This window comes from Lysinibacillus sp. NPDC093692 (genome assembly GCF_050280125.1).
Taxonomy (GTDB): Bacteria; Bacillota; Bacilli; order Bacillales_A; family Planococcaceae; genus Lysinibacillus.
In genome coordinates, this window is record NZ_JBNNUW010000002.1 from 246,011 (window position 1) to 268,285 (window position 22,275).

Consider the following 22,275-nt stretch of genomic DNA (forward strand, 5'->3'; position numbering starts at 1 on the left):
CTCCGCACAGATTATGTATATTTAAGAGTAAAAAATGACTCTAATGAAAGAAGGTTATTTTAGTGGCAATAGAAGGTTTATTTGGTTTAATCATTGAACCACTCTTATGGTCATTAGTTGTTTTTTTTAGCTTGCAAACAATTATTGTTACCTTCAATAATGCTGATACAAAAGCAAAGAAATATGCCATCGTCACTAGTGTCTTAGTATTTTTATTAGTTATATCCGATGATATTATGAGAATGATTGATATTATGAGAATGTAGTAGACAAACCCAAAGAAATTTTTATTTAGATTTTCACTAATTAATTCTTCTAAGATTAAGAAACCTTGATTATCGAGGTTTGACCTAATAACGGTGCAGATTCCCATATCCCCATATCCCATCGAATATGGTGTTCCCTACAAGTGGATTATGGAAATTAGAAATATATTTTAATGATAAATTATTTGGGGAACTAGTTATAAACGTTAAAGAGAGTTAAATTATCTTCAACTAAGGTGCTTTAGTTTAATTTTTCGATTCTTCAAGACAATCTTTGAGAAAACAGCCTATAATATGATGGAAAATAATTTTACTAATCCAAAATGCAATGATAACCCAAATAATAATAAAAAGAATACCAACAAACCAATTCTTTGGTTTTCCAGATTGTTTTAACTTTTCTGCAGCTGCTTTATGATCATCAATCACATGTCGTGGAATTAATTTTAAAGCGAAGATAATTTCAAATGGTACAATTATCAAATCATCAAGAACCCTAGAATAGGAATAAAATCTGGAATTAAATCTATTGGGCAAAAGCATAAGCAACTATAAGCATAGCCACAAGGTTTGCATATCATGGGGTTCTTGGATCTTTATAAGACAAGTAAAGTACAAATGAATTTTGTTTTAATTTTTTAGCAAAGGCTTTAAACTTTGATAGTAAATTTCTTCTTATTGAAAAATCTTCTCCCATTGCTAGAAAGTATATATCATAAAAATACATCGGGAAGAGAAATACTTACTGTAGATCCAATGATAATATATAGGTTAGATTTCAGTATTTATAAATTCCATTAGCAAAGCACTTTCATTATTAATTGTTTTAACTTTTGTAAACCCGCATTTTTCGTAACATCTAATAGCTCTTTCGTTAGAAAATTCAGGGTCTACTATTATAATTTCAGCGTCTGTTATATTAATAATGAGTTCAATAAATTTACAAACCATAATTGTTCCATAGCCTTTATTAAATAGGTTAGGATTACCGATAAATTGATCAATTCCAAAAACCACTTCATTATTTAAATAGCCTAATTCTTTTAATTCTTCTGCTTGAAGTTTATAGTATTGCATAAATCCTATTGGGGAATCGTCTAACTCAACAATGAAGGGGAGAACTAGAATTTCACCACGAACGCGTGGTTCATATTTTTTCCTTACTTGTTCTATTGAAAATGGTGAATTAATATCCCCGTAAAATTCTAAAACTTCTCTCGTACTCAACCATTTAGCCATTAAACCATAATCATTATCAGTCATTTTTCTGATGTGTATTTTGTTAATATCCAAAATATGTACCCCTTTCAAAAATACTAGTATATCTTAAAATAGCAAAATTAGTCTAATACTTACTGAACTATATGATGAGATGTTAAAAATGATAAATTTGTTTAATGTGCCAATATAAAATGGTCCAAGTTTCTAAGTTTTTGTATAAAAAAAGTAAATAGACAAGTTTTTTTTCTGCCTAAATCAATCTCTTTATCTGTGGTCGGGAAGTTTCTGTATGATATCAGAATATATATTCATTTTTGTGTTAATTCCTACCCATTTATTTTTATCATCGATGTAACCTGCTGTAGCCGTACCATCATTATTTTCAGAAAAGAACACATTACCGTGGTTATATGGTTCTATGATCGGGTCTGTATCTAAATTCATTTCGGGTGAAACATTCCCTGCTGCTCGAGATGGCTCTCTTCGTTCTCGAAATAACTGTCCAATGGCTATTGCTTTCCCATCTTTGATTTGCACAAATGTAAAAATCCCATCATTTAAATAGTAAGTGTCTGCTCTTCCTAAAGGGAACGTATATTCATGTAAACGATAACCATCTAATGTACCAAGTGTTTTGAACTCAGTGTTGATTGGTGATGCGATAGCCGCTTTACGTGCTGCTTGAAGGTCATTCTGATTCAGTAATTTTGGATCAAACGCATAGTCCTTTGAGTTCACAAAAACAAATTTGCGAATGGATTCAAATTGAACGTTGTATCCCAAGGATTCAGAGACGAATCGTATAGGAACGAGAATGTGGCCATTGCTATTTTGAGCAGGTATATCCATTTGTATAGCTTTCCCATTTTTATAGGCGGTTTTGCTATTCGTATTTATTTTCAAATAATCTCCATCTTTATTTTGAACTGTGGCGACTTCAGTCTTAGGGTTATAACTATAGGAAAGACCAAGAGATGAAAGCACTCGGATCGGGACAAATAGATGGTTATTATCCATCAGAGGATGTACATCCATCTTGATAAATTCACCATTCGCAACAACTTCTATTGGTCTAACATTCTCTTCTGACTTAACTAGCGGTCCTGCACTTGCATGTGGATAATTGAATAACCCTAAACTTAAAGCCAGAAGTAAGCCTGACATAGATTTCTTCATTTTGTATTTCCCCAATCTTTTAGTATTTGCCAAATGTCATGTCGTTTTAATAGTTTTATCACAAGCACTCTGGATAGTACGAAAATCGTTAAGCCAATCGCTTATCTTTTTTGATTTTCTGCATTGTAAGAATTAGCCCTGTTAAACCAACAGTTAACGCAGGTGCAATACTAATTATAAAAAACCGCCATACACCTGTGTACAAGGATATTGTTAGAAAAATAGTAGGTAAACCAATTAATGCAAATAAAGAAGCGATTAAGGCGAATCTTTGATTTTCTTGCATTTATGAAACCCCCGTATAATTTACAAATTTATTCAATTGTATCACAAATAACCTATTTTTCGATTGTTAGAGGAATTGGAAATAGCCTCAGTGTCCGTTACACTCTACAGCTTAATGAGTATTCGCGATTCTATTTAATTCGGTTTTTATAGAGGAGGTCGAGTAACTGTTTCTTCCTTTAGTATTAATAAAATCTTAAATATTTGGGAATGACCGACCTTCGCGGCCAAGATTTCTTTGTAGTACTATATTCACATGAATTATTTTCGAATAGTTAATAATGGATAAAATACGTATAATAAGGATGCTATTAATATCAATTAATAGAATAATAATGAAAGATTGGAATGAGTGAAGTGTGGGTAAAATAAAAAGGTTAGTAGTTTGTTGTTTAATAGTAGTTATAGCAACATTCCACTTCGGTACAGGGAATAGTACTGTATATGCAAGTGAAAATAAATATGGGATTTATAATGGTAAAGTGGTAAACGGAAGACTTTACGCACCTATTCGAGCTGTTGGTGAAAAGATACAAGCGGAAGTAAGTTGGGATAAGGCAACAAAAACAGCCACTTTAATCAAAGACAAGAAAGTGATCAAACTGACACTTGGCTCTAAGATACTAAAAGTCAATAATGAGCAACTTCAAATGGATGTATCGTTACTTTTAGAAAATGGAAGCATTTTTTTACCGATAAGATATATAGGTGATGCATTAGGGGGTACAACATACTGGGATAAAAGTGAACGGTTGGCTTACTTATATTCAGACCCGTATGGGGTTTATGGGGTTACTGTTTATGCTCAACCACTGTTCTATAAGGACGGCTATAAGCTGCTGGATGAAGCCATTGCAAAAGTAAAAAATGTTTCAAACATCTCTCAAAAAAGGCAGTATTTAAAGCCATACTTCACGGATGAAATGATTAATTTAATTATTATGAGAAACTTAACCTTTACGGATATGTCCGAAAATGGAGGTTATTATTCTTATCCAAAAGACACGAATATGAGGATCAGTCGTAAGGTTTATGTATCTGGAGGAGAATTGGTACAGTATGTTTTACTTACAAAGAGAAATAATCAATGGCTAGTGGGTTCTCTTGAAGAAAAATTTGTTCCATACAGGCCATAGAATTTTGTTTACTAACTACGCTTTCATCTTAGGTCATTGACTGTCGTTTTTGAGACAGTAAGAAAACAACTTTTTACAGCCAGTTGTCGCTATATAGCAGGCGACTGGTTGTTTAGTTTCGTTTGAAGACGGATAATTTGTTAGTGTCATCGAGCAAATGATGGGGTAATTGATAAGGGGTTGAATTAGCAAAAGCTGCCGTACCTTATCTGCCCCTTACCGATAAAGAAAAGGAAACGACTTATTTTGATGGTATGAGGACGCAAGGAAATACGTATGACCTTTTGAAAAAATAAATGGCAACGACATACAACTTTATTTTAGATATGCAACAACTGAAATTCCAGAGGATTATAAACCTGAACCAGATATGCCAAGCGATGCAAGGGACGTAAAATTCCATTATGATATCACCTAATCACCAGTTTTGGATGAAAACGGGGAATTTGTTTTTAATTCTGATACATTCAAAACCGACCAATTTCTAGTTAGTTACAAAGCCGTGGGAATTGAAGCAATCGTTGCTCCGAATACTGCAGTGTTAGTGAACGAAATAAATTAAAATTAACTTTTATTCGACAATTCATTGCTAACTAATAAAACTGTAAATGTAACAGATGTATCAAAAGGAACAAATGTAAAACATGTAGCATCTTTTGCTATCAAAGAGTTGTCTATAGCTACAGGAATTTTAATCGGCATCAAACACACTTGAGAGATTTTGCGTGTGTCGAGGTCATTCAAATTCCGAATGCTTCAAGTAGCGAATAAATCAGTATGGTGTTCCAACAAATCATTTGCCGACTTATGTTGAAGAAGAATTAAAAGTGTCTTTACACATTACTAAAAGAACATGAAGTAAAAATGAGCGCCGCAAAAGCAAATACACGATTAAATTAATTAGGTCTACTAAAGATTAAAATGTCTCAAGAAAATAAAGCTTCTAGGCTGCAACTTAAACATGACATAAACTTGAATAGCGTCCACTCATTTCATTTATCAAAGTAAATTTTAACGTATAGTTTTGAGGTCGATGTTACTCTCAATAGGAGGGAGTACTATCGAAATACCCAAATGAAAAGTGTTTAAAAGCAATTTTAAACTTCTCCGAGTATTATAATCTTACTCCCCACAATCAATAATCTTGGCGAGTGGTGGAGTAGAGCAGTTAATGAAATGACAAAAAGAGATGTTCAATTATATTATTTTGCTATTCAAGGTGCATTAAACAATGAACTATATTCTCATAAAATAGTTTCTAAAATGTTTTCTGAGCTTGAACGACGTAAAAATCAGAGATAGAACATTCACATTACGTAATTTAATTATGTCTAACACCCCCATTCGGGGGGGTTCTTTCATTGGCAGGGGTGAGAAAAATGTAAAGGTATGAAAATAGTAATAGAAATCTCTCTATTATTTATGTATATTTATGGTTGAGGAGGAATATATAATGAAGAAATTTTTAGTGTTATTATGCATGTCTTTGTTCTTAGTTGCTTGCGGTAACTCAGAAGAAAAAAGTGCTTCTGAACCTGTCAAAAACCAAGAAGAAGATTCTGAAGAAGCAAATCAAAAAGTGTCTAAAAAAGAGGGAAATACAAAACCTGAAGAATCAAAAGCCCCAACCCAAATAAAATTAGGTGAAGTGATGGTTGTTAATGATTTTGCGGAAATCACTTTGAATAGCAATAATTTTGGTCAAGTTATTAATCCGCCAAATCCAGGTGATTTCTACACATACTATGAAAATAAAGAACCAAATCAAGTGTATTTAGACAGTGTTATTACCGTGAAAAGTTTACAAACTTCCGGGAAAGTTGCAAGTGATTTTGTAAGTCTAAAAATTATTTACGATGATAAATATGAATATACAACATTTTCTACGCTAGAAGAAAATGGGGGTAAAGACTTCACTTATTCAAATATTACTTATATTGAGCCATTACAAACTGGAGTGTTGCACTTTTTAGCATCTTTACCATCTGAAACAGAGAATGATGGCAAACCATTAAAAGCCGTTTTTACAATTAATGGTGAAACATTCGAACAAATAATTAGATAGATTCACCTTTTGAAGACACTCATCTCTGTTGTGTACCCCAATTTGTATCCCAAATAAGTAATGTATAACGGGTATTAAAGGATAACACTATTTTTTTAATATCTAAAATGCAAAAACCCCGCCAAATCAATATTTTTACGCTATAATGGTGGACGAGGTGAAGAAAATGTTTGTAAGTGAGAAACAAATTGAAATTCGATATGCTGAGACCGACCAAATGGGCGTGGTGTATCATGCGAACTATATTATTTGGATGGAGATAGGTCGTTCACAGTTAGTCAACGATGCAGGCTTTGAGTATGCAGAGTTAGAAAAAGATGGTTATGTATCGCCAGTGATGGATTTATCCATTTCTTATAAGGCAGCAATGCATTATGGACAAGTGGCAACGGTCCGTACATGGGTGGAAAAGCACGATCGTCTACGTACAACATATGGCTATGAAATTTTACATGAAGATGGCACGATTGCAGCTACTGCTCAGTCCGTACATATTCTAGCGCAAAAAGATACGTTACGTCCGGTGTCCTTAAGTAAAATTGATCCGGTATGGGATGCGAAATACAAAGAAATCGCACGCGAGACGAAATAGGAGAAACATATATGGAACTATTATTAGCGATAGGTGCAATTATGGCATGTCTTGGTGTCGTGCTAGGCGCTTTTGGAGCACATGCATTAAAAGATAAATTTGCGTCACCACACTACGCAGCCATTTGGGAAACTGCAGTGCAGTATCATATGTACCATTCATTAGGTTTACTGGGGCTTGGTATTTTATCGAGTGATGCTCTTTTAGGAGCTTCTAGTATGCTTTCTTGGGCAGGTTATTTAATGTTTGCAGGTATAGTGTTTTTCTCGGGTAGTTTATATGTATTAGCGGTTACAGGTGTGAAAAAGCTTGGTGCGATTACCCCAATCGGTGGTCTGCTATTTATCATTGCCTGGGTGCTTGTGGCTATTTCCGCATTTTCTTAGGCATATACACTATAAATAAGAGTGAGGTAGTTCCTATGGAGCTATCTCATTTTTTATAAAGAAGTAAAAAAATGAAACAAATTGGTCTATTTAAGCGTATTACATAATGATTAGATTATTTTAGCATTCTAGCTTATTTCAACGGTTGCTCAAACATCCGCTGAAATACAGGAATTCAGGTTGAGCACTTCACGTCTGAGAAAATACCTGAGTGACAAGCGTTGTGTGGGTATAAAGCCTGCAGACGCAATTATGTCGAGGCATATTTGATATGGTAAAATAAGTCTTAAGTATATAAGTTGAAGGTGGGAATAAATATGGGTTTATTAAAAGCAGGAGTTGGCGCATTAGCAGGTGTTTTAGAAGATCAATGGCGTGAATATTTCTATTGTGAATCACTGTCCGCTGATGTTCTTGTGGCAAAAGGTTTTAAACGTACTTCTAAACGAGGGTCAAATAAAGGTAATGACAATATTATTAGTAATGGCTCTATTATTGCTATAAATGAAGGGCAATGTATGATGATTGTCGAGCAAGGGAAAGTAGTGGAGTTCTCTGCTGAGTCTGGGGAGTATGTTTATGATACATCAACGGAGCCTTCGATTATGTATGGCAGTGATTTGTCTGAAGGTATTATGGAAACATTCAAGCAGATTGGTAAACGCTTCACTTTTGGAGGAGAACCTGCAAAGGATCAGCGTGTGTACTATTTCAATAAAAAAGAAATCGTAGGTAATAAATATGGGACACCAGCACCGGTTCCTTTCCGTGTGATCGACCGTAATATCGGCCTAGATATTGATATTGCTATTCGTTGTCATGGCGAATATTCATATAAAATTGTAGATCCATTATTATTCTATACGAATGTTTGTGGAAACGTAGAGCGTGAATTTACAAGAGATGCCATCGATAGTCAATTAAAAACGGAGCTGATGACTGCGTTACAGCCGGCTTTCGCACATATTTCAGCAAGCGGGGTTCGCTATAGCGAAATTCCGGCTCATACTGTAGCTCTAGCAGATGCCCTAAATAAAGTGTTATCAGAGAAATGGCTAGCAACACGTGGTTTAGCAGTTGTATCATTTGGCATAAGTTCTTTAAAAGCATCTGAAGAAGATGAAGCAATGATTAAACAACTACAAAGAAATGCAGTGATGCGTGATCCAGGTATGGCAGCGGCTCATTTAACGGGTGCTCAGGCGGAAGCAATGATTGCAGCATCTAAAAATGATGGCGGAGCTATGGCAGGATTTATGGGTATGAACATGGCAGCTCAAGCAGGTGGTGTTAATGCAGGACAGCTTTACCAAATGAATGAGCAAAATAAACAGGTAGCCCAGCAACAACAAACAGCGACGAACTCAGATGCATGGAAATGTGCATGTGGCAACGAAAACACTGGTAAATTCTGCTCAAATTGTGGGACACCAAAACCTGCAGAAGAAGGATGGGCTTGTACATGTGGTGCTGTCAACAAAGGCAAATTCTGTGGGGATTGTGGTGCTAAAAAACCTTCAGGAGCATTACAATACGTTTGCGATAAATGTGGGTGGCAGCCAGAAGACCCTGCGAACCCACCAAAGTTCTGTCCTGAGTGTGGCGATGTGTTTGATGAGAATGATGTTAAGTAAGGGGATGACTAATGATGCCAACGCAAGATGCTGAAAATATTAAACAAGTAAAGCTTGATTTTGACGCTGAGTGTCCATCATGCAGTGCATCTATTGAATTTAATCCCGCCTCTGGAAAGCTTACGTGTCCATATTGTGGCTATGAGACTGAAATTGCAGACCCAGAAAAGCAAGAGGAAAAAGTTGCCCAGGAAATGGATTTTGCAATGGCTGAAGAACTTGGAAATTTCAACTGGGGTGTTGAGAAAAAAACAGTTATTTGTAAATCCTGTGCGGCAGAAACAATTTATGATGCGTTACAGGTAGCCGATAGTTGCCCGTATTGTGGTTCTAATCAAGTTATGGAGGCAAGTGCTAAAAATACACTAGCACCGAACGGGGTATGTGCATTTGAAATAACAGATAAGCAAGCAGGAGAGAACTTTCAAAGTTGGATTAAGGGGAAATGGTTTACACCAAAAGCAGCAAAAGAAAGTGCTAAGCCTGATTCATTTAACGGAGTTTATCTTCCATATTGGACTTTTGATACTAAAACAAGCTCAAGGTATTCTGCAAGGTACGGTAGACATCGAACAGTTACAGATAAAGAGGGAAATACCCGAACTGAAACAGATTGGTATTCCACAAGTGGTTTTTATCAGGAATTTATTGATGATCATTTAATTAGTGCAACAGCCCGTTATGATCGAAATATGATGAGAAAAATAGAACCTTTTAATTTACTCAACAATAAAGCTTATAAACCAGAATATGTATCAGGCTTTTTATCAGAACGATACAGTATTGGTTTACAGGACGGATGGAGTCAAGCGAAGAGGGAAATTTCAGATCATCTGGAGGCACAAATTACTTCAAAAATACGTTGGGAACATAATGCGGACGTAGTATCTAGTTTACATTTCTCAACAACGCATGATGATATTACATATAAATATCTAATGTTACCAATTTGGCTTTCTTCATTCCGCTACAAAGAAAAGGTTTATCGATTTATGGTGAATGGACAGACAGGTCGAGTAGGTGGAGATGCCCCGATTTCACCACTTCGTGTAACAATTGCAGTTATCGTATCATTAATCACGATTGCGATTATTTGGTATTTCTTTATGTCAGAATAGTTATGAGCAGTATTCCTGTAGGGTTAATCCATACGTTGGAATGCTGCTTTTATCTACTTTCAGGAAATAATTGATTTAGTAGTGAATGCGTCAGCACAAAAAATAAATGGGTGAACGGCTGAATCGTTGTAGGAAATAGGATGAAAACTTCTAGTTATCACGGCTTTCACTTCCGATAGTTGCATAAATTATTATAGGAAGAAATTCTAAGGGATTTTACGCATTACTACATGAAAAAGGCGAATCCATATGTTTGTGTGGCGCCAAATAAAAATATATGTACTTAAGCAACCTATTTTATGGAAAAGTCGTTATGAAAGATGAAATGTCAAAAAAACGCAGGATTTAGAGTACGGCTGTGGTATGAAAAAGAAATGTTATATCGTCAAAGTAATAGTACTTTTATGATCTTTCTTGTTAAGAAGTGATGAACAGAACATGTGTGAAAAAAATTATTAAGCGCTAATTCATTTTATTAATACATTATCTTGGTAGGATCTTGTTAAACTTCAGGACAATTTATTCCATAAAATAACGTCATTTGAAGTTGCCAATTTACTTTAAACAAATTATTATACATTCAGAGAGCTTTTTTTATGAAATGAGCTGTGAATGTAATGTTATTCTTGGATAACATCATGTATGGAGGTTTCGACAATGGATGCAATTGAAGTGTTAACAAATTTAGATCAAATACATGGGTATTTTCAACCTATATTTAGCGCGGATGCGCATACGGTGATTGCCTACGAAATTTCCGGACAGTTACAAATTGAAGGTCAACAAATTAATTTAAAAGACTTTGTGGATAACGAAGATATTCCAGAAGAATATCGTATCGATATGGAACATAAAATTTTACACGCTGCATTAGCAAAAATAGACGAAATCGGACAGGATATTGATATTTATATTCCAAGTAACCCGAACTTACTGATGCAGGATTTCGGTGAAAGTCATTTTAATATAATTCAACAATACATTAGTGAAGAGGATTTACATCGTATTGTATTAGTTGTTTCAGAGCATCGTTTTTTAGGTGACATTAATAAGTTGCACCATGCAGTACGATACTTTACGACGTTTGGAGTCAAAATTGCTATTCAAGAAGTAGGAGCGGAGAGTCATCTAGAGCACATTGCTTTATTATCACCACAAATCTTAAAGGTCAATATTCGTGACTTAAATTATGATTCTTGGTCCGCGCAGTCAGATATGATATCAGCAATAGGTAGCCTAGCTTATAAAATTGGCGCAAATCTTTTATTTGAAGGAATCGAAACAGTTTATCAATTACAATTTGCCTGGAAAAATGGAGGCCGATTTTATCAGGGCCGATACTTGGCAAATTCTGCATTGACATTCGTTGAGAAGGATATTTTAAAAGAGCGTTTTAAGGAAGAATGCCAACAATTTATTACCTCTGAAAAGAAAATTTTGGAGGCACAATATTTTGAGTTGAAAAAGTTGAGGGAGGAGCTAGAAGCGATCGTCCATCGTGTTAAGCCTTCTAGTGACAACATCACACATTTAGAGTATCTAGCGCAGTTGTTGGATAGTTATTCGTTCCGAGTATATATTTGCAATGAAGATGGTTTCCAACTATCCCCAAACGTCATGCGTATAGATGGTCAGTGGGAATTGCAGCCTAGGGCGATCAATAAAAACTGGAGTTGGCGACCATACTTCCTACAAACAATCATTAAAATGCGCAACGATCAAAGCGGAGAAATTTCAGAGCTCTATCGAGATATCGAGACAGGAGAAATCACAAGAACATTTTCGATTGCAATTAACGAGCATGAGTACTTGTTCGTCGATCTTTCGTATGATTATCTATATGAGCATAACATTTTTAGATAGTGCTACAAATGCTTATATATCAGGGTTTCTAGGGTACAAGAATAACTTGTACCCTAATTTGTGTAAAGATGATCACTTGAATTATAATGGATAAATGAATTATTATTTTTGCAACTGTGTAACAGCAACAGCTTCTGCAAATCAATTTATGGGCAGGAAATCTTTTGATTGAATGCTTATTTTTTATGGTAAAAACATTTTTATGATGTAATTCTACCAAGGCATTTTAAAAGTATCGCTGTTAAGAGGCTGAGAAAAAAGCTAAATGTAGAGGAGAGCAAAGGAAAGAGAAAAAATTAGATATAGTAAATCTCCATCCGTTTATTTATATTTATGGAGGAGGGATTTTGAACAATGAAAAAATTATTTTTAGTACCACTAACATTGCTACTAGTTATTTTGTTAGTAGCATGTAACAAAGATAACGAAAGTGACAGTGGTAAGAAAGCCGAAAATGCTGATCAAACAGCAGAGGAAACACCATTAAAAGTCTGTGTTGGACAAGCCAATGAAAAAGTCGATTTATACCAAAATTTTCGGTATAAATCGACTTTTAATACTTAATATATAATTGAAAAACTTAATTAGTTACAATATCCAGTTTTCTAAAGTGGATTGAGAATGCTTGTGTTATTATTGTTCTTTTCCTTGAATTTCTTCATTGAAAAAGTGGATACCGGTATGTCCTCCACCTTCAGCAACCATTTCGTTTGAAGCTATTTTTGTTGGAGATGTTCCAGCTCGTGTCGCTGCTTGAGCAGTTATCCGCTCTGATATGTTTTTGTCCATTTCCGCAGTATTTAAATAGGATCCTAATTTAGTTTTTGCATTATTGAGCATACTTAATGCTTTATCACGGTTTTCTTTTTTACTAAAAAAAGATGCTATTAAAGCTAACGCTGTAATTACAACACCTGTTCTTCGTTTCGCCATTATTAACCCCTCCCCAAAATATTGTATCTGGTTCTATATTTTTTCTTTTCCCTATTTTAAGAGGACTAAACATAACGAATAGAGTACAACAACAAAATTCGCCGTGAATTTGAAACGAATCATGTCACTTTTAGAAGAAAAAGATAGTAGAGGAGAATAAAAAAACCAATTCATGTTCAATATCATTTGAGCAAGAATTGGTCTTTTTTTGCATTAAAAACGGGATGTTTTTCAGTCCCTTGTAATATATAGCATCTTTAAAAGACAATATTAAAAAGTTTTCCCATTATTGATATTGTGATTTATGAACTGTGTTTTCATTACATTCTACCTTACTAACATCCGCTGAAATATAGGAACTCAGTCTAAGAACGCCACGTCCTGTGGCAATTTTTCTGTGCGAAAGCGAAGCGACAGCAACAACACACGACTGAGTGACCAACATCACGTTGGCCCAAAGCCTCCGCGGATGTCACGGAAATTGAAAAGGAGTTCGTAAATGATGTTAGCCTAAATCATCGCATAATTGAAATAAATTATTTTAAAGGAATTCCAAGACCTAATGCAGAAGCGATCGAGACAATAGAGCTAATAACACCTAGTATACTAGTTAATTTCTCTAATGGTTTTTTAGCTTTCTCATTATCTCCATTTTCAATATGAGTTTTAAGGAGTTCAAAATGAGCTTCTGCAATTTCTCGTTGTTCATCTGCTAGGTGCTGAACTTCTTCTTGAAGCTGTTGTAAAGCATTGATAATGTCACTTGGTGGGCTAGCTATCCCTTGACTGAGTGTACCATTGTTTTCAATAGTTATATTACCTTTGTTTTCTCCAAAAGTTAGACCACCATATTTACTAGATTCACCCATATAACCATCTCCTAATATAATAGTAACTTTCCCAAGTTTTGATACTTTATCCAATACTTGATCAGAATTTTCTTTTGTTAAAATATCGATAATTTCTCTTAAACTCTCGGGTTTATTGTGTTTAGTTATCCCGACATTTTCCTTTTTATTAGCAATTTTTTTTTTGAAAAACTTTGTCTGAAATCCTCACTTAATTCAATGATTGGAATAGCGTTCAAAGGATCAAAACAATTCTCTGTACCACAATATTTGCATGTAATGGAATCGATATTTTCAAGTTCGGATTTACTAGCAGTTAAAATACTTCTACTACATTCCTCACATTGAAATTCTAATTTTATAACGAGTGCTTCTTGTTTTTCTAATTCAGATAATTGATCAATAACTAATCCAAGAGGCAAGTTAGTTATTTTTGCAATATAACTATGGTAAAATTTATCAATTTTACTGATAGCAATTACCTCAAGTGCATTATCTATTTTTTGAGAAATTTCCCATGGCTTTAAATTGCTCAATACTTTTACCTCGCAGAATAAATTTGGTAAATCAATTTTTCTCTAATATAATCCAATACAGGTTCAGACGCAAATACATTGAACTTAAATGTCTTTGTATTTACACCGATTCGAACAGAATATTCTTGTTTAACACCATCAACACTGTGTTCAAATAGTATAGATCCTTTTTGTTTGGAAAGATAAGGCTCTAAATAATTGTATAAGGGTAAACCTCTTAGTTCTCTAATACTACCTAATCCTATCGTTTCAAGACCACTTAACAGTAACAAAGTAAAAGGTGTTGTTTCTAAAATACCGGTGATATGTTCGCAATTTAAATTTTGCTCTAGAACTGATAATTCACCATTAGTATAGTATTCGTCAATTGCAGAAAGTATACTCACAATGGATTGACCCTGCGTTTCTTCAAATGTATTGACTAATCCTGCTGGTCTTCCTGTAGCATCAATCAGCCTTCCTTGAAGGGAATCCGCTAAAGTCGCAAGATTACCACCATAATTTTCTAATAAATCATACTGTTTGAATTCATATTGTTCATCAACTACTTTAGTTAACCAGGCAATTATTTTTTTTGCAACAGCTGAACTTGCTCGTACTTCAATTATTCCCTTAACTTCATCAATGTAAACTGTTGTAATTTCATGTTTAATGTATTCTCTACGGTTTGCTAAAAAGTAATCAACATTAACACCTGTTCTATGAATGAATCGCAAATAATATATTTGTGAACCTTCGATATCGGCAGCAGCAATAATGGTAGGATCAATAGGAACATTTTCGCTATTTGGTGTAACTACTGTTTCGAAAGGATTAAATGGCATTTTATTAATAATACTTTGTTTAAAACCTGTTAAATCAGTTTTATTTGTCGCCTGGTACCAAGCTAAGGAAACTGCTCCAGAGAAAATATTATCGCTAATTATTTTAAGAACATCGCTATTAGTATGCTCAAAAACATCCCATACTCTGCTAGCTAATTCATATACATTGCCATTGGTATCTAAAGTCATTTTATTACAAATCTCTTTAAGTAGAGTTTTGCTTAATCTATGCAAGTCTTGGGGGAAAATTAAAGATTTAATAGTGTTCATGTAACACCCTCCAGAATTATATTCTGTGTTCGATGAAAGTATGCATTTTGCTTAATAAATATAATAGTATATGTATTGAAAACCCAAAAAATGACAAAATAATGTTGGTTGACAAGAAAAGATGGACATATATAGACCAAGATAGATGTAATTAGAATAAAAATGTTAAAAAGTGGAATGTTTATATGGAACGTCAATTCAGTACTACACTCTAAATTAAAAAGTCACTCATTAAAAATTGAGTGACTTTACATAATTATTCAGCAAAATGAAATTAGGTTACAAAGGAGAAGCTTGTTCTCAAATGTACCCCAATTGAATTACCTTTAATTACTTTAAACGAAGAATGTTAGTCAAAGTTTTTTCCGAAAATTAAAGTATTTGTGTTAATTCTGCATTTACAAACCTTTGGGCAGTAATGAGAACCCCTGCAGCTGTTCTACCATAAACGCTATATATACCGCCAGTTTGGTTAGGAACGATTTCAACTTCATATTGAGCAGAAACACCTACACTTGGAGTTACGAATGTTGAACCGTTAGCAATTGCGGCAAATGGAGTTGTAGATAGTAATTGTCTTGCTCCGTCAAGTCTAAAAACTCTTACTACTCCAGTTAGTAAACCTCCAGTTAGATTGAGAATTTTGACACGAACGTTAGCTGCATTAGCTGGTTGATTCCCTGTATTTTCAATTGGTCCTGTAGTTAAAGGCAATTTAAATTCACCTCTTTCAAAAAATAGATTGATAATCCGCAGATTACATAATCATTGTATTCAGTTTCTATAGACATGCTCTAAACGTATTCATCAGTTTTCAATAAAAATGTAGAAATTGATATTTATATATTTCTTCTTTAGCTATCGAATGAGCTATGACTTTCTACCATTTTGGGTGTATTATATGAATAACTCAGATGAGTAACAGTACATAATAAGGCTTTTTGATAAGGCGGGGTGAGAATAATTTATTGATAGGAGTTCCTATTCTGGTATAATTAACTGCGAGAGAGGATGATCAATATGAGTAAAAACATCGTTGTTATAACAGGGGCAGGTAGTGGCTTAGGTGCAGCGCTTGCTAAAAAATATTCGACTTTAGGCTATCATATTTGTTTACTTGGTAGAACAAAATCAAAGCTTGAGAATACGGCTAAAGCGTTAACTAATGGCTATTCTATTTATGAGGTGGATGTTTCTTCAAAACAAATGGTTACTCAAATAATTCAATCTATACAAGATGATTTTGGATCCATTCCTTTATTAATTAATAATGCGGGTGTTGGCTATTTTGATAATGCTGAAAACTTGAGTGAGGATTCAGTTCATCAAATGATTGATATTAACTTAAAAGGAACAATTTTTTGCACACAAGCAGTATTAAAAGGTATGAAAGAACGTAATGAAGGAACAATCATCAATATTGTTTCAACAGCTGGTCTAGAAGGAAAAGTAACGGAATCTGTTTATTGTGCTAGTAAATTTGGTGTACGCGGATTTACCGAGAGTCTAGCATTAGAATTAAACGAAACAGCGATTAATGTATGTGCTGTATACATGGGTGGTATGAGAACAGAGTTTTGGGACGGGATATTTACTGAGGAAAAAACTAAAACATTAATGGATCCTAATGATATCGCGGATATTATTATGGACAATATAAAACCAAGAAAAGCGTTAGCTGTAACTGAGGTTGTCATTAAAAATAAACGATAACTACACAGTTTTTTCGTGCATCAGTTGCTGAAAGCTTTTGAGCAAAAATTTAAATCCTAATGGATATCATAAAAAAGATCAGTTCTTATTTTTTTGAATGAGAATCTGGTCTTTTTATGTCTATTCAAGATTTCAAGCTTATAAAGATTATCTATGCACTATACGTTACAAAACTGTCATGTTGTCATGTTTTTAGTCATGTAAAACGATTGTTGTAGTCCGAAATGCTTGATATAGTTAACGGTGCTGTTATGATAATTTATAACCTTATACCCAGCATTAATTGCTTAAAGGAGAAATGAAAATGAAAGCACTATTAAAAATCTATTTGTCTATAATTGTTACGATTGTGGCCTTTTATAGTTTAACGCCTACAATCGTAAACGCAGATGCAAATGAAAAAACTCAAATGATTGATCAATTTATTCAAGAGCAAAAGGCGATTAGTAAAATTCCAGGGATATCGCTAGTAATTGTTGAGAAGGGGAAAACGGTTTATGAAAAAGGTTTTGGATATGCCGATGTTCAGTCAAAAACACCAGTTACCTCCAATACATTATTTGAACTAGGATCTACATCGAAAGCCTTCACTGGACTTGCCATTTTAAAATTGGAAAAGGAAGGGTTACTAAAACGCTCTGATGATGTCCGAAAGTATATCCCGTGGTTGGAGTTGGAATATAATGGAGAACCTCGGACGATTACTATTAATCAGTTACTGTATCATACAAGTGGTATAGCTACGAACACAATAACAAATATTCCTAAAAGTAACGAAGAGAACGCACTTGGATTGACTGTGAAAAACTTGCTTGATCAGCCATTAAATAGACAGCCAGGTAGCTCATTTGAATACGCAACAGTCAATTATGATGTTTTAGGACTCGTTATTGAAAAGGTTTCAAAACAACCGTTTGATATGTATATCAAACAGCATATATTAGAGCCAATCAATATGAAAGATTCATTTGTTGGACTTCATCAAGTTGAATCTAATGAGATGGCGTCAGGATATAAAATAGGACTGATGAGAGAACAGGAATACACACCACCTATCTACCGTGGAAATATACCTGCTGGATATATTATTAGTAATACAAACGATATAGCAAACTGGTTAAAGCTTCAGTTAGGAAATAGCCAAATTAATGCGATTGAGAATAAAATTATTCAAGAATCGCATATTCCAGATCAATCTGTAGAGCCATTCGATAAGGATACATACTACGCAAGTGGATGGGGAGTTAGAGGAAAAGAAGATAAAAAACAATATATATTCCATGCTGGAGAAAACCCTACATTTTCATCTTATTTCATCATGCAGCCCGATGAACAAATAGGAGTAGCCGTATTATCCAATATGAACTCGAGCTATACAACTGCAATAGGGCAGGGTGTGATGGATTTATGGGAAGGGAAAACGGTAAATACTATTCATGCTGACAACTTTCAGAATTTGGATAAAACGCTGTCACTTATATGCGTTATTGTTGTAGGCTTTGGGATGTTTTTAAGCGTTTTATTGCTACAATCCTTGCAGAAGGTTATTAAAAAACAACGTATTATTGTAGCTTTAAATATGAAAAGGGCTTTATTATTAGTTTTTCATTCTTTAAGTGTTGCAATAATTATTGCACTGATCATGATGTTCCCGAAAGTATTACCTGGGGGATCAAATTGGGAATTTATTAAAGTATGGGGTCCAACGTCAATTACTGTGTTATTTTATAGTGTAATAGTGTCAAGTGTGATTTACTATTTAGTAGGTTTGATAAAAATCTTTACGAAAAAGGAAAAAAATTAAAAATGTAGAGATTTGATTGTTAAAGGAAATTATGGTAATGTGAAATTAATTTTAGGTGAGGGGGAGAATCCAAATGAAAAAAAGATCAATACGTTTTTTATCTATGGGTATCGGATTCTCAACGGCTGTTTTTTTCTAAAATGGAGTTTTTAGGGGCGAGTCTGCCCTTTTTTAGAAAAATATAAACCTAAAGGAGATTAACATGAATACTAAAATAACACGCAAAAATCCAATCCAAGTACCTAGCCCTGTTGGCAATTATAGCCATCTTACAATAATTCCTAAGGATGCAACAATGTATGCATTATCTGGACAGATTGGAGTAGGAGCTAGCGGTGAATTGCCATCGACACTATCAGAGCAGGTTAAAAATACATTAAAAAATATTCAATTAATATTAGAAGCAGAGGGACTTAACGCAAACAATGTGGTGAAGGCCAATATTTGGGCAACTGAAGAGATAGATTGGGATGACTTCGATCAACAATGGGAGATGATGTTTGGAAATCCTTATCCATCTATGACGATAGCTTATATTACTGCTTTAGGACTTCCTGACATTAAATTAGAAATTGATATTTGGGCTGCTAAATAAGCAGAGTACCGACAAAATCTTTAATGATTTTGTCGGTTTTTTATTAAAAGTGAATTTTTGGGGTAAATGATATGAAAAAAAGGCCACTTTTCCTAAGCGAAAAGTGACCAAAGAAAGATTTAATAATGATGGGGGTGTGTTTTTTGCCCAAGGTATGAGCAAGTTGGAAGCAAATTAGATACACTACCATCTTATGAAAAAGAAAAGAGGGCTGTTAGGCCTTTGTCTAAATCAACAACTGTTTTTTAGGTGTGTTTTTTAGAATTAGTAGAATTTTTAAGTAAGGAAGGTACTGTCCAATACGTACCCATGCGCCATAACCACTCAAATGGACCAAATTTAAAGAATTTTAACCAAATTTTACTGAAAATCAATTGGAAAATGTAAATGCCTATACAAATCCATAGAGATTGGATGAAACGAATATTGCCAATAAGGTGAAAAGCATTACCAATTATTAAAATCAGCGCAGTTTGTCCTAAATAATTTGTTAATGCCATTCGACCATAGTCTTTTAAAGGTGAAAGCAAAACTTGACATAAAGGACGTTGTAGTAAAAGCATTAATAATCCTACATAAAATGCTGATACAAATGGGCTAAATTGAAGCCCGATTAGTGTAAACTTTTCAATGTTTGTCACATGTACCTTAAGCTCATCTTCTGTCATTTGATCAAAGTTCACCATTGCCTCTGGGACATAATGCCATTGATACAGCAATCCCCCTACGCTAATAAAGAACATAATAACTGTCAAGATAGCTATTCTTTTACGATTGTCATGGATCTTTTCAAAAATTCGATACTGCCCAGCAGCTAATCCTAGTAAAATTAGAGGGAACGGCATAGCAATTTTGAAACCAAAATAAGCGGTTACCGCTAATAAAATAAGCCCTATAGTCAGGTTTATTTCTTTACGAACTTTGTAAAAAGGTAACGCTATTAGCCCGAATATTGCATAAATAGTTAATGCTTCTCCAGGTTGGAAATAAAAGTGTACAAGTCCGATTAACAATAAAATAATGATTCTTCTAATAAATAATAAGTAGGCATTTTCATTTTTAGCCATGGCACGGGAAATAAAAATATAAAAGCCTACACCAAATAAAAATGAAAAAATGGTGAAAAACTTACCTTCTACAAAAAGTGTTAAAAACCTATTATATGCAACATCCACAGATGTGTCTGGTAGATTAATCAACATTAATGCTGGAATATTGACTAAAATAATTCCTAATAAAGCAAATCCCCTTAAATAATCTAGTGTATCAATTCGTTTGTTTAATTCAATTGGTTTCATTTTTCTCACTCCTCATTGACAAAGTATACGGAAGTTATCCATAAAGTAGTAACGATGAATGTTACGCCAATCTTACAAAATCGTCATATAACTTTAGTCATTTTCTGGATACATAGATAAAATGTCTTTTGCTTGCTGTCGTAAAATATCGACCAATTCTTTCGGTTCTACGATTTGTGCATGCATGCCAAGTCGATAGAAAAGGGGACTAATAAAATTCAGCTCTCCTTTGTCTATAATGGAATTAATATAACCGGTGCCGTCTTCTTTGATCACGACCAATTCTTCAAGGTTTGGTGCGCTTTTGCATTGTCGCACACCTTCTTTTGATAATAGTACATGTAAACGGATAGGTTGTTTAGTTTCAAAATTGCTACTAAACCATTCCTTCAAATTTACAAATACCTTTTTGTTTTCTTCACTTTCTATAATGGAAAGTATGCGATCTACACGAAACAGTATTATTTTTTGTTTTGTGAAATCAAAGGCGGGCATATACCACAACCCATCATGAGCATACACACCAATTGGATGAGTATGTTTCGTAGTTGTACCTGATTTTGATTCATAGTGAAAATGTATATTTTTGTTTTCAATAGCTGCCTCTAAAACGTCTTTCAATAAAGGGGTTTCAATTGCCCGTTTAGGATTCCAAAACGCGATGTAAGATTGAAGTTGATCCACTTTCCTCTTTGCCTCTTCCTGAAGCGAGCCATATAGCTTATGAGAAGCGGATTGTATTTCCGTATTAAAGGGTAAATCACGGTAATAATGAAGAGATTGAAACGCAAAGAAAATCGAAACGGCTTCATCTTCTGTAAATAAAATAGGTGGAAGAAGTCTGCTCGATAGGACAGTATAGCCACCGTTCCGCCCTTGTTCTGCATAAATAGGCAAGCCCATATCACTTAAATCTAAAATATATCGATGAACCGTGCGAATCGATATATTGAATTCATCTGAAATTTCCTGAGCAGTAAATTTCTTTTTTGCACTCACAAACAGAAGGATATCTAATAGTCGTTTTGCTTTTGACATTTTCTCACCTTATTTTCATTTAATCATGCCAGTAGTTGTCATGTTTTTTGTTTAGTATAGATCTTGTTCAGTAGTTTTTCAAAAGTTTAAAGGAGATGATGTTATGTCACGAGAAATCATTTTATACATTGCAACTAGTTTGGATGGATATATTGCGAAAGAGAATGATGATTTACAATGGCTAGAAGAAGCAGAGGGGGAAGGGGATGCTGGATATTCAGACATGTATCAATCCATTGATACCATTATTATGGGTAAAAGAACGTATGATTGGGTTGTAGACCATATTGAGTCTTTTCCATATCCCGATAAGAAAAATTATGTATTTACAACGTCACTAAGTGGACAAAACGAACATGTTGAGTTTGTAAATGAAGATATTGTAACGTTTACTAAAAAGTTAAGGGAGCAGGAAGGCTCTAAAATTTGGATGGTAGGTGGAGCGGGAATTCTCGATCACTTTGTAAAGGAACAGTTAATAGATGAAATAATTATTACGGTTACACCGCACCTATTAGGTTCTGGCATTCCATTGTTCAAGGATAATAATCCATTTCAAGACCTGGAGTTAGTAAATACACAACGCTTTGGGCAAATGGTGCAAATGCATTATAAGGTGAAGAAAGAAGTTTGATCATTTATATTTAGGTGACAACCTTCAAACGTAAGTAAAA

Annotated in this window: 25 protein-coding genes; 13 read left to right on the forward strand and 12 right to left on the reverse strand. The window is 34.2% G+C overall.

What is annotated here, in order from left to right; translation table 11 throughout:
* Positions 1-62: 62 nt before the first annotated feature.
* Complete coding sequence (locus ACQKN4_RS04000; RefSeq protein WP_079563224.1) at positions 63-266, forward strand: hypothetical protein; 204 nt, start codon at positions 63-65, stop codon at positions 264-266.
* A gap of 246 nt (positions 267-512) precedes the next feature.
* On the opposite strand, the gene ACQKN4_RS04005 is transcribed toward ACQKN4_RS04000, so the two are convergent.
* From ACQKN4_RS04005 to ACQKN4_RS04025, 5 genes are all read right to left on the reverse strand, one after another.
* A complete protein-coding gene (locus ACQKN4_RS04005) occupies positions 513-695 on the reverse strand; it encodes a hypothetical protein (RefSeq protein WP_427482422.1) in 183 nt (60 codons plus the stop codon).
* 50 nt (positions 696-745) lie between these two features.
* The gene (locus ACQKN4_RS04010; RefSeq protein WP_368483758.1) at positions 746-847 is read right to left on the reverse strand and encodes a DUF1232 domain-containing protein; all 102 of its coding nucleotides are present in this window, start codon (positions 845-847) and stop codon (positions 746-748) included.
* A gap of 190 nt (positions 848-1,037) precedes the next feature.
* Entirely contained in the window at positions 1,038-1,559 is a 522-nt protein-coding gene (locus tag ACQKN4_RS04015) for a GNAT family N-acetyltransferase (RefSeq protein ID WP_427482424.1), read from the reverse strand.
* A 192-nt stretch (positions 1,560-1,751) separates the two neighbouring features.
* The gene (locus tag ACQKN4_RS04020; RefSeq protein ID WP_079563225.1) at positions 1,752-2,663 is read right to left on the reverse strand and encodes a copper amine oxidase N-terminal domain-containing protein; all 912 of its coding nucleotides are present in this window, start codon (positions 2,661-2,663) and stop codon (positions 1,752-1,754) included.
* Positions 2,664-2,751: 88 nt separating this feature from the next.
* On the reverse strand, positions 2,752-2,949 hold the full coding sequence (locus ACQKN4_RS04025) for a hypothetical protein (RefSeq protein WP_079563226.1): 198 nt from the start codon (positions 2,947-2,949) through the stop codon (positions 2,752-2,754).
* A gap of 358 nt (positions 2,950-3,307) precedes the next feature.
* On the opposite strand from ACQKN4_RS04025, the gene ACQKN4_RS04030 reads away from it, so the two are divergent.
* From ACQKN4_RS04030 to ACQKN4_RS04065, 8 genes are all read left to right on the forward strand, one after another.
* A complete protein-coding gene (locus tag ACQKN4_RS04030; protein ID WP_079563227.1) occupies positions 3,308-4,084 on the forward strand; it encodes a copper amine oxidase N-terminal domain-containing protein in 777 nt (258 codons plus the stop codon).
* Positions 4,085-5,537: 1,453 nt separating this feature from the next.
* Entirely contained in the window at positions 5,538-6,149 is a 612-nt protein-coding gene (locus ACQKN4_RS04035; RefSeq protein WP_079563228.1) for a hypothetical protein, read from the forward strand.
* A gap of 166 nt (positions 6,150-6,315) precedes the next feature.
* The gene (locus tag ACQKN4_RS04040; protein WP_079563229.1) at positions 6,316-6,741 is read left to right on the forward strand and encodes an acyl-CoA thioesterase; all 426 of its coding nucleotides are present in this window, start codon (positions 6,316-6,318) and stop codon (positions 6,739-6,741) included.
* An 11-nt stretch (positions 6,742-6,752) separates the two neighbouring features.
* On the forward strand, positions 6,753-7,127 hold the full coding sequence (locus ACQKN4_RS04045) for a DUF423 domain-containing protein (protein WP_079563230.1): 375 nt from the start codon (positions 6,753-6,755) through the stop codon (positions 7,125-7,127).
* A gap of 317 nt (positions 7,128-7,444) precedes the next feature.
* The gene (locus ACQKN4_RS04050) at positions 7,445-8,761 is read left to right on the forward strand and encodes an SPFH domain-containing protein (RefSeq protein ID WP_079563231.1); all 1,317 of its coding nucleotides are present in this window, start codon (positions 7,445-7,447) and stop codon (positions 8,759-8,761) included.
* Between the two features lie 11 nt (positions 8,762-8,772).
* Positions 8,773-9,879, forward strand: a complete 1,107-nt coding sequence (locus tag ACQKN4_RS04055; protein ID WP_427482427.1) for a hypothetical protein — start codon at positions 8,773-8,775, stop codon at positions 9,877-9,879.
* Positions 9,880-10,536: 657 nt separating this feature from the next.
* Positions 10,537-11,742, forward strand: coding sequence for an EAL-associated domain-containing protein (locus ACQKN4_RS04060; protein WP_427482429.1), 1,206 nt, complete (start codon positions 10,537-10,539; stop codon positions 11,740-11,742).
* Between the two features lie 354 nt (positions 11,743-12,096).
* Positions 12,097-12,306, forward strand: a complete 210-nt coding sequence (locus ACQKN4_RS04065) for a hypothetical protein (RefSeq protein ID WP_079563234.1) — start codon at positions 12,097-12,099, stop codon at positions 12,304-12,306.
* Between the two features lie 69 nt (positions 12,307-12,375).
* Here the strand turns inward: ACQKN4_RS04065 and ACQKN4_RS04070 are convergent, their stop codons facing one another.
* From ACQKN4_RS04070 to ACQKN4_RS04090, 5 genes are all read right to left on the reverse strand, one after another.
* Positions 12,376-12,675, reverse strand: a complete 300-nt coding sequence (locus tag ACQKN4_RS04070) for a hypothetical protein (protein WP_079563235.1) — start codon at positions 12,673-12,675, stop codon at positions 12,376-12,378.
* A 536-nt stretch (positions 12,676-13,211) separates the two neighbouring features.
* A complete protein-coding gene (locus tag ACQKN4_RS04075; RefSeq protein ID WP_079563236.1) occupies positions 13,212-13,544 on the reverse strand; it encodes a hypothetical protein in 333 nt (110 codons plus the stop codon).
* Positions 13,545-13,669: 125 nt separating this feature from the next.
* Positions 13,670-14,059, reverse strand: a complete 390-nt coding sequence (locus ACQKN4_RS04080; RefSeq protein ID WP_079563237.1) for a hypothetical protein — start codon at positions 14,057-14,059, stop codon at positions 13,670-13,672.
* A 5-nt stretch (positions 14,060-14,064) separates the two neighbouring features.
* On the reverse strand, positions 14,065-15,153 hold the full coding sequence (locus ACQKN4_RS04085) for a hypothetical protein (protein ID WP_079563238.1): 1,089 nt from the start codon (positions 15,151-15,153) through the stop codon (positions 14,065-14,067).
* Between the two features lie 372 nt (positions 15,154-15,525).
* Complete coding sequence (locus tag ACQKN4_RS04090) at positions 15,526-15,867, reverse strand: ATPase (RefSeq protein WP_079563239.1); 342 nt, start codon at positions 15,865-15,867, stop codon at positions 15,526-15,528.
* A gap of 306 nt (positions 15,868-16,173) precedes the next feature.
* Between ACQKN4_RS04090 and ACQKN4_RS04095 the strand changes: the two genes are divergently transcribed.
* The 3 genes from ACQKN4_RS04095 (at position 16,174) to ACQKN4_RS04105 (ending at position 19,265) form a co-directional block, all read left to right on the forward strand.
* Positions 16,174-16,866: an SDR family oxidoreductase gene (locus tag ACQKN4_RS04095; RefSeq protein ID WP_079563240.1), complete on the forward strand. Its 693-nt coding sequence runs from the start codon at positions 16,174-16,176 to the stop codon at positions 16,864-16,866.
* Between the two features lie 298 nt (positions 16,867-17,164).
* Positions 17,165-18,670 carry a serine hydrolase domain-containing protein gene (locus tag ACQKN4_RS04100; protein WP_427482433.1) on the forward strand — a complete coding sequence of 502 codons (1,506 nt, stop codon included), beginning with the start codon at positions 17,165-17,167 and terminating at the stop codon, positions 18,668-18,670.
* Between the two features lie 202 nt (positions 18,671-18,872).
* Positions 18,873-19,265, forward strand: coding sequence for a RidA family protein (locus ACQKN4_RS04105; protein WP_079563242.1), 393 nt, complete (start codon positions 18,873-18,875; stop codon positions 19,263-19,265).
* Positions 19,266-19,510: 245 nt separating this feature from the next.
* On the opposite strand, the gene ACQKN4_RS04110 is transcribed toward ACQKN4_RS04105, so the two are convergent.
* The gene (locus tag ACQKN4_RS04110; RefSeq protein WP_079563243.1) at positions 19,511-20,563 is read right to left on the reverse strand and encodes a DUF418 domain-containing protein; all 1,053 of its coding nucleotides are present in this window, start codon (positions 20,561-20,563) and stop codon (positions 19,511-19,513) included.
* A gap of 93 nt (positions 20,564-20,656) precedes the next feature.
* Positions 20,657-21,601: a helix-turn-helix transcriptional regulator gene (locus tag ACQKN4_RS04115; RefSeq protein WP_427482435.1), complete on the reverse strand. Its 945-nt coding sequence runs from the start codon at positions 21,599-21,601 to the stop codon at positions 20,657-20,659.
* Positions 21,602-21,704: 103 nt separating this feature from the next.
* Here ACQKN4_RS04115 and ACQKN4_RS04120 point away from each other — a divergent pair, with 103 nt between their 5' ends.
* Entirely contained in the window at positions 21,705-22,235 is a 531-nt protein-coding gene (locus ACQKN4_RS04120; protein WP_079563245.1) for a dihydrofolate reductase family protein, read from the forward strand.
* The last annotated feature ends 40 nt before the right edge of the window (positions 22,236-22,275 follow it).

Coding starts and splice junctions, on each gene's coding strand:
- ACQKN4_RS04010 (WP_368483758.1), bottom strand. CDS start 847: ATGATATGCAAACCTTGTGGCTATGCTTATAGTTGCTTATGCTTTTGC.
- ACQKN4_RS04020 (WP_079563225.1), bottom strand. CDS start 2,663: ATGAAGAAATCTATGTCAGGCTTACTTCTGGCTTTAAGTTTAGGGTTA.
- ACQKN4_RS04025 (WP_079563226.1), bottom strand. CDS start 2,949: ATGCAAGAAAATCAAAGATTCGCCTTAATCGCTTCTTTATTTGCATTA.
- ACQKN4_RS04035 (WP_079563228.1), top strand. CDS start 5,538: ATGAAGAAATTTTTAGTGTTATTATGCATGTCTTTGTTCTTAGTTGCT.
- ACQKN4_RS04040 (WP_079563229.1), top strand. CDS start 6,316: ATGTTTGTAAGTGAGAAACAAATTGAAATTCGATATGCTGAGACCGAC.
- ACQKN4_RS04045 (WP_079563230.1), top strand. CDS start 6,753: ATGGAACTATTATTAGCGATAGGTGCAATTATGGCATGTCTTGGTGTC.
- ACQKN4_RS04050 (WP_079563231.1), top strand. CDS start 7,445: ATGGGTTTATTAAAAGCAGGAGTTGGCGCATTAGCAGGTGTTTTAGAA.
- ACQKN4_RS04055 (WP_427482427.1), top strand. CDS start 8,773: ATGATGCCAACGCAAGATGCTGAAAATATTAAACAAGTAAAGCTTGAT.
- ACQKN4_RS04060 (WP_427482429.1), top strand. CDS start 10,537: ATGGATGCAATTGAAGTGTTAACAAATTTAGATCAAATACATGGGTAT.
- ACQKN4_RS04065 (WP_079563234.1), top strand. CDS start 12,097: ATGAAAAAATTATTTTTAGTACCACTAACATTGCTACTAGTTATTTTG.
- ACQKN4_RS04070 (WP_079563235.1), bottom strand. CDS start 12,675: ATGGCGAAACGAAGAACAGGTGTTGTAATTACAGCGTTAGCTTTAATA.
- ACQKN4_RS04075 (WP_079563236.1), bottom strand. CDS start 13,544: ATGGGTGAATCTAGTAAATATGGTGGTCTAACTTTTGGAGAAAACAAA.
- ACQKN4_RS04085 (WP_079563238.1), bottom strand. CDS start 15,153: ATGAACACTATTAAATCTTTAATTTTCCCCCAAGACTTGCATAGATTA.
- ACQKN4_RS04095 (WP_079563240.1), top strand. CDS start 16,174: ATGAGTAAAAACATCGTTGTTATAACAGGGGCAGGTAGTGGCTTAGGT.
- ACQKN4_RS04100 (WP_427482433.1), top strand. CDS start 17,165: ATGAAAATGAAAGCACTATTAAAAATCTATTTGTCTATAATTGTTACG.
- ACQKN4_RS04105 (WP_079563242.1), top strand. CDS start 18,873: ATGAATACTAAAATAACACGCAAAAATCCAATCCAAGTACCTAGCCCT.
- ACQKN4_RS04110 (WP_079563243.1), bottom strand. CDS start 20,563: ATGAAACCAATTGAATTAAACAAACGAATTGATACACTAGATTATTTA.
- ACQKN4_RS04115 (WP_427482435.1), bottom strand. CDS start 21,601: ATGTCAAAAGCAAAACGACTATTAGATATCCTTCTGTTTGTGAGTGCA.
- ACQKN4_RS04120 (WP_079563245.1), top strand. CDS start 21,705: ATGTCACGAGAAATCATTTTATACATTGCAACTAGTTTGGATGGATAT.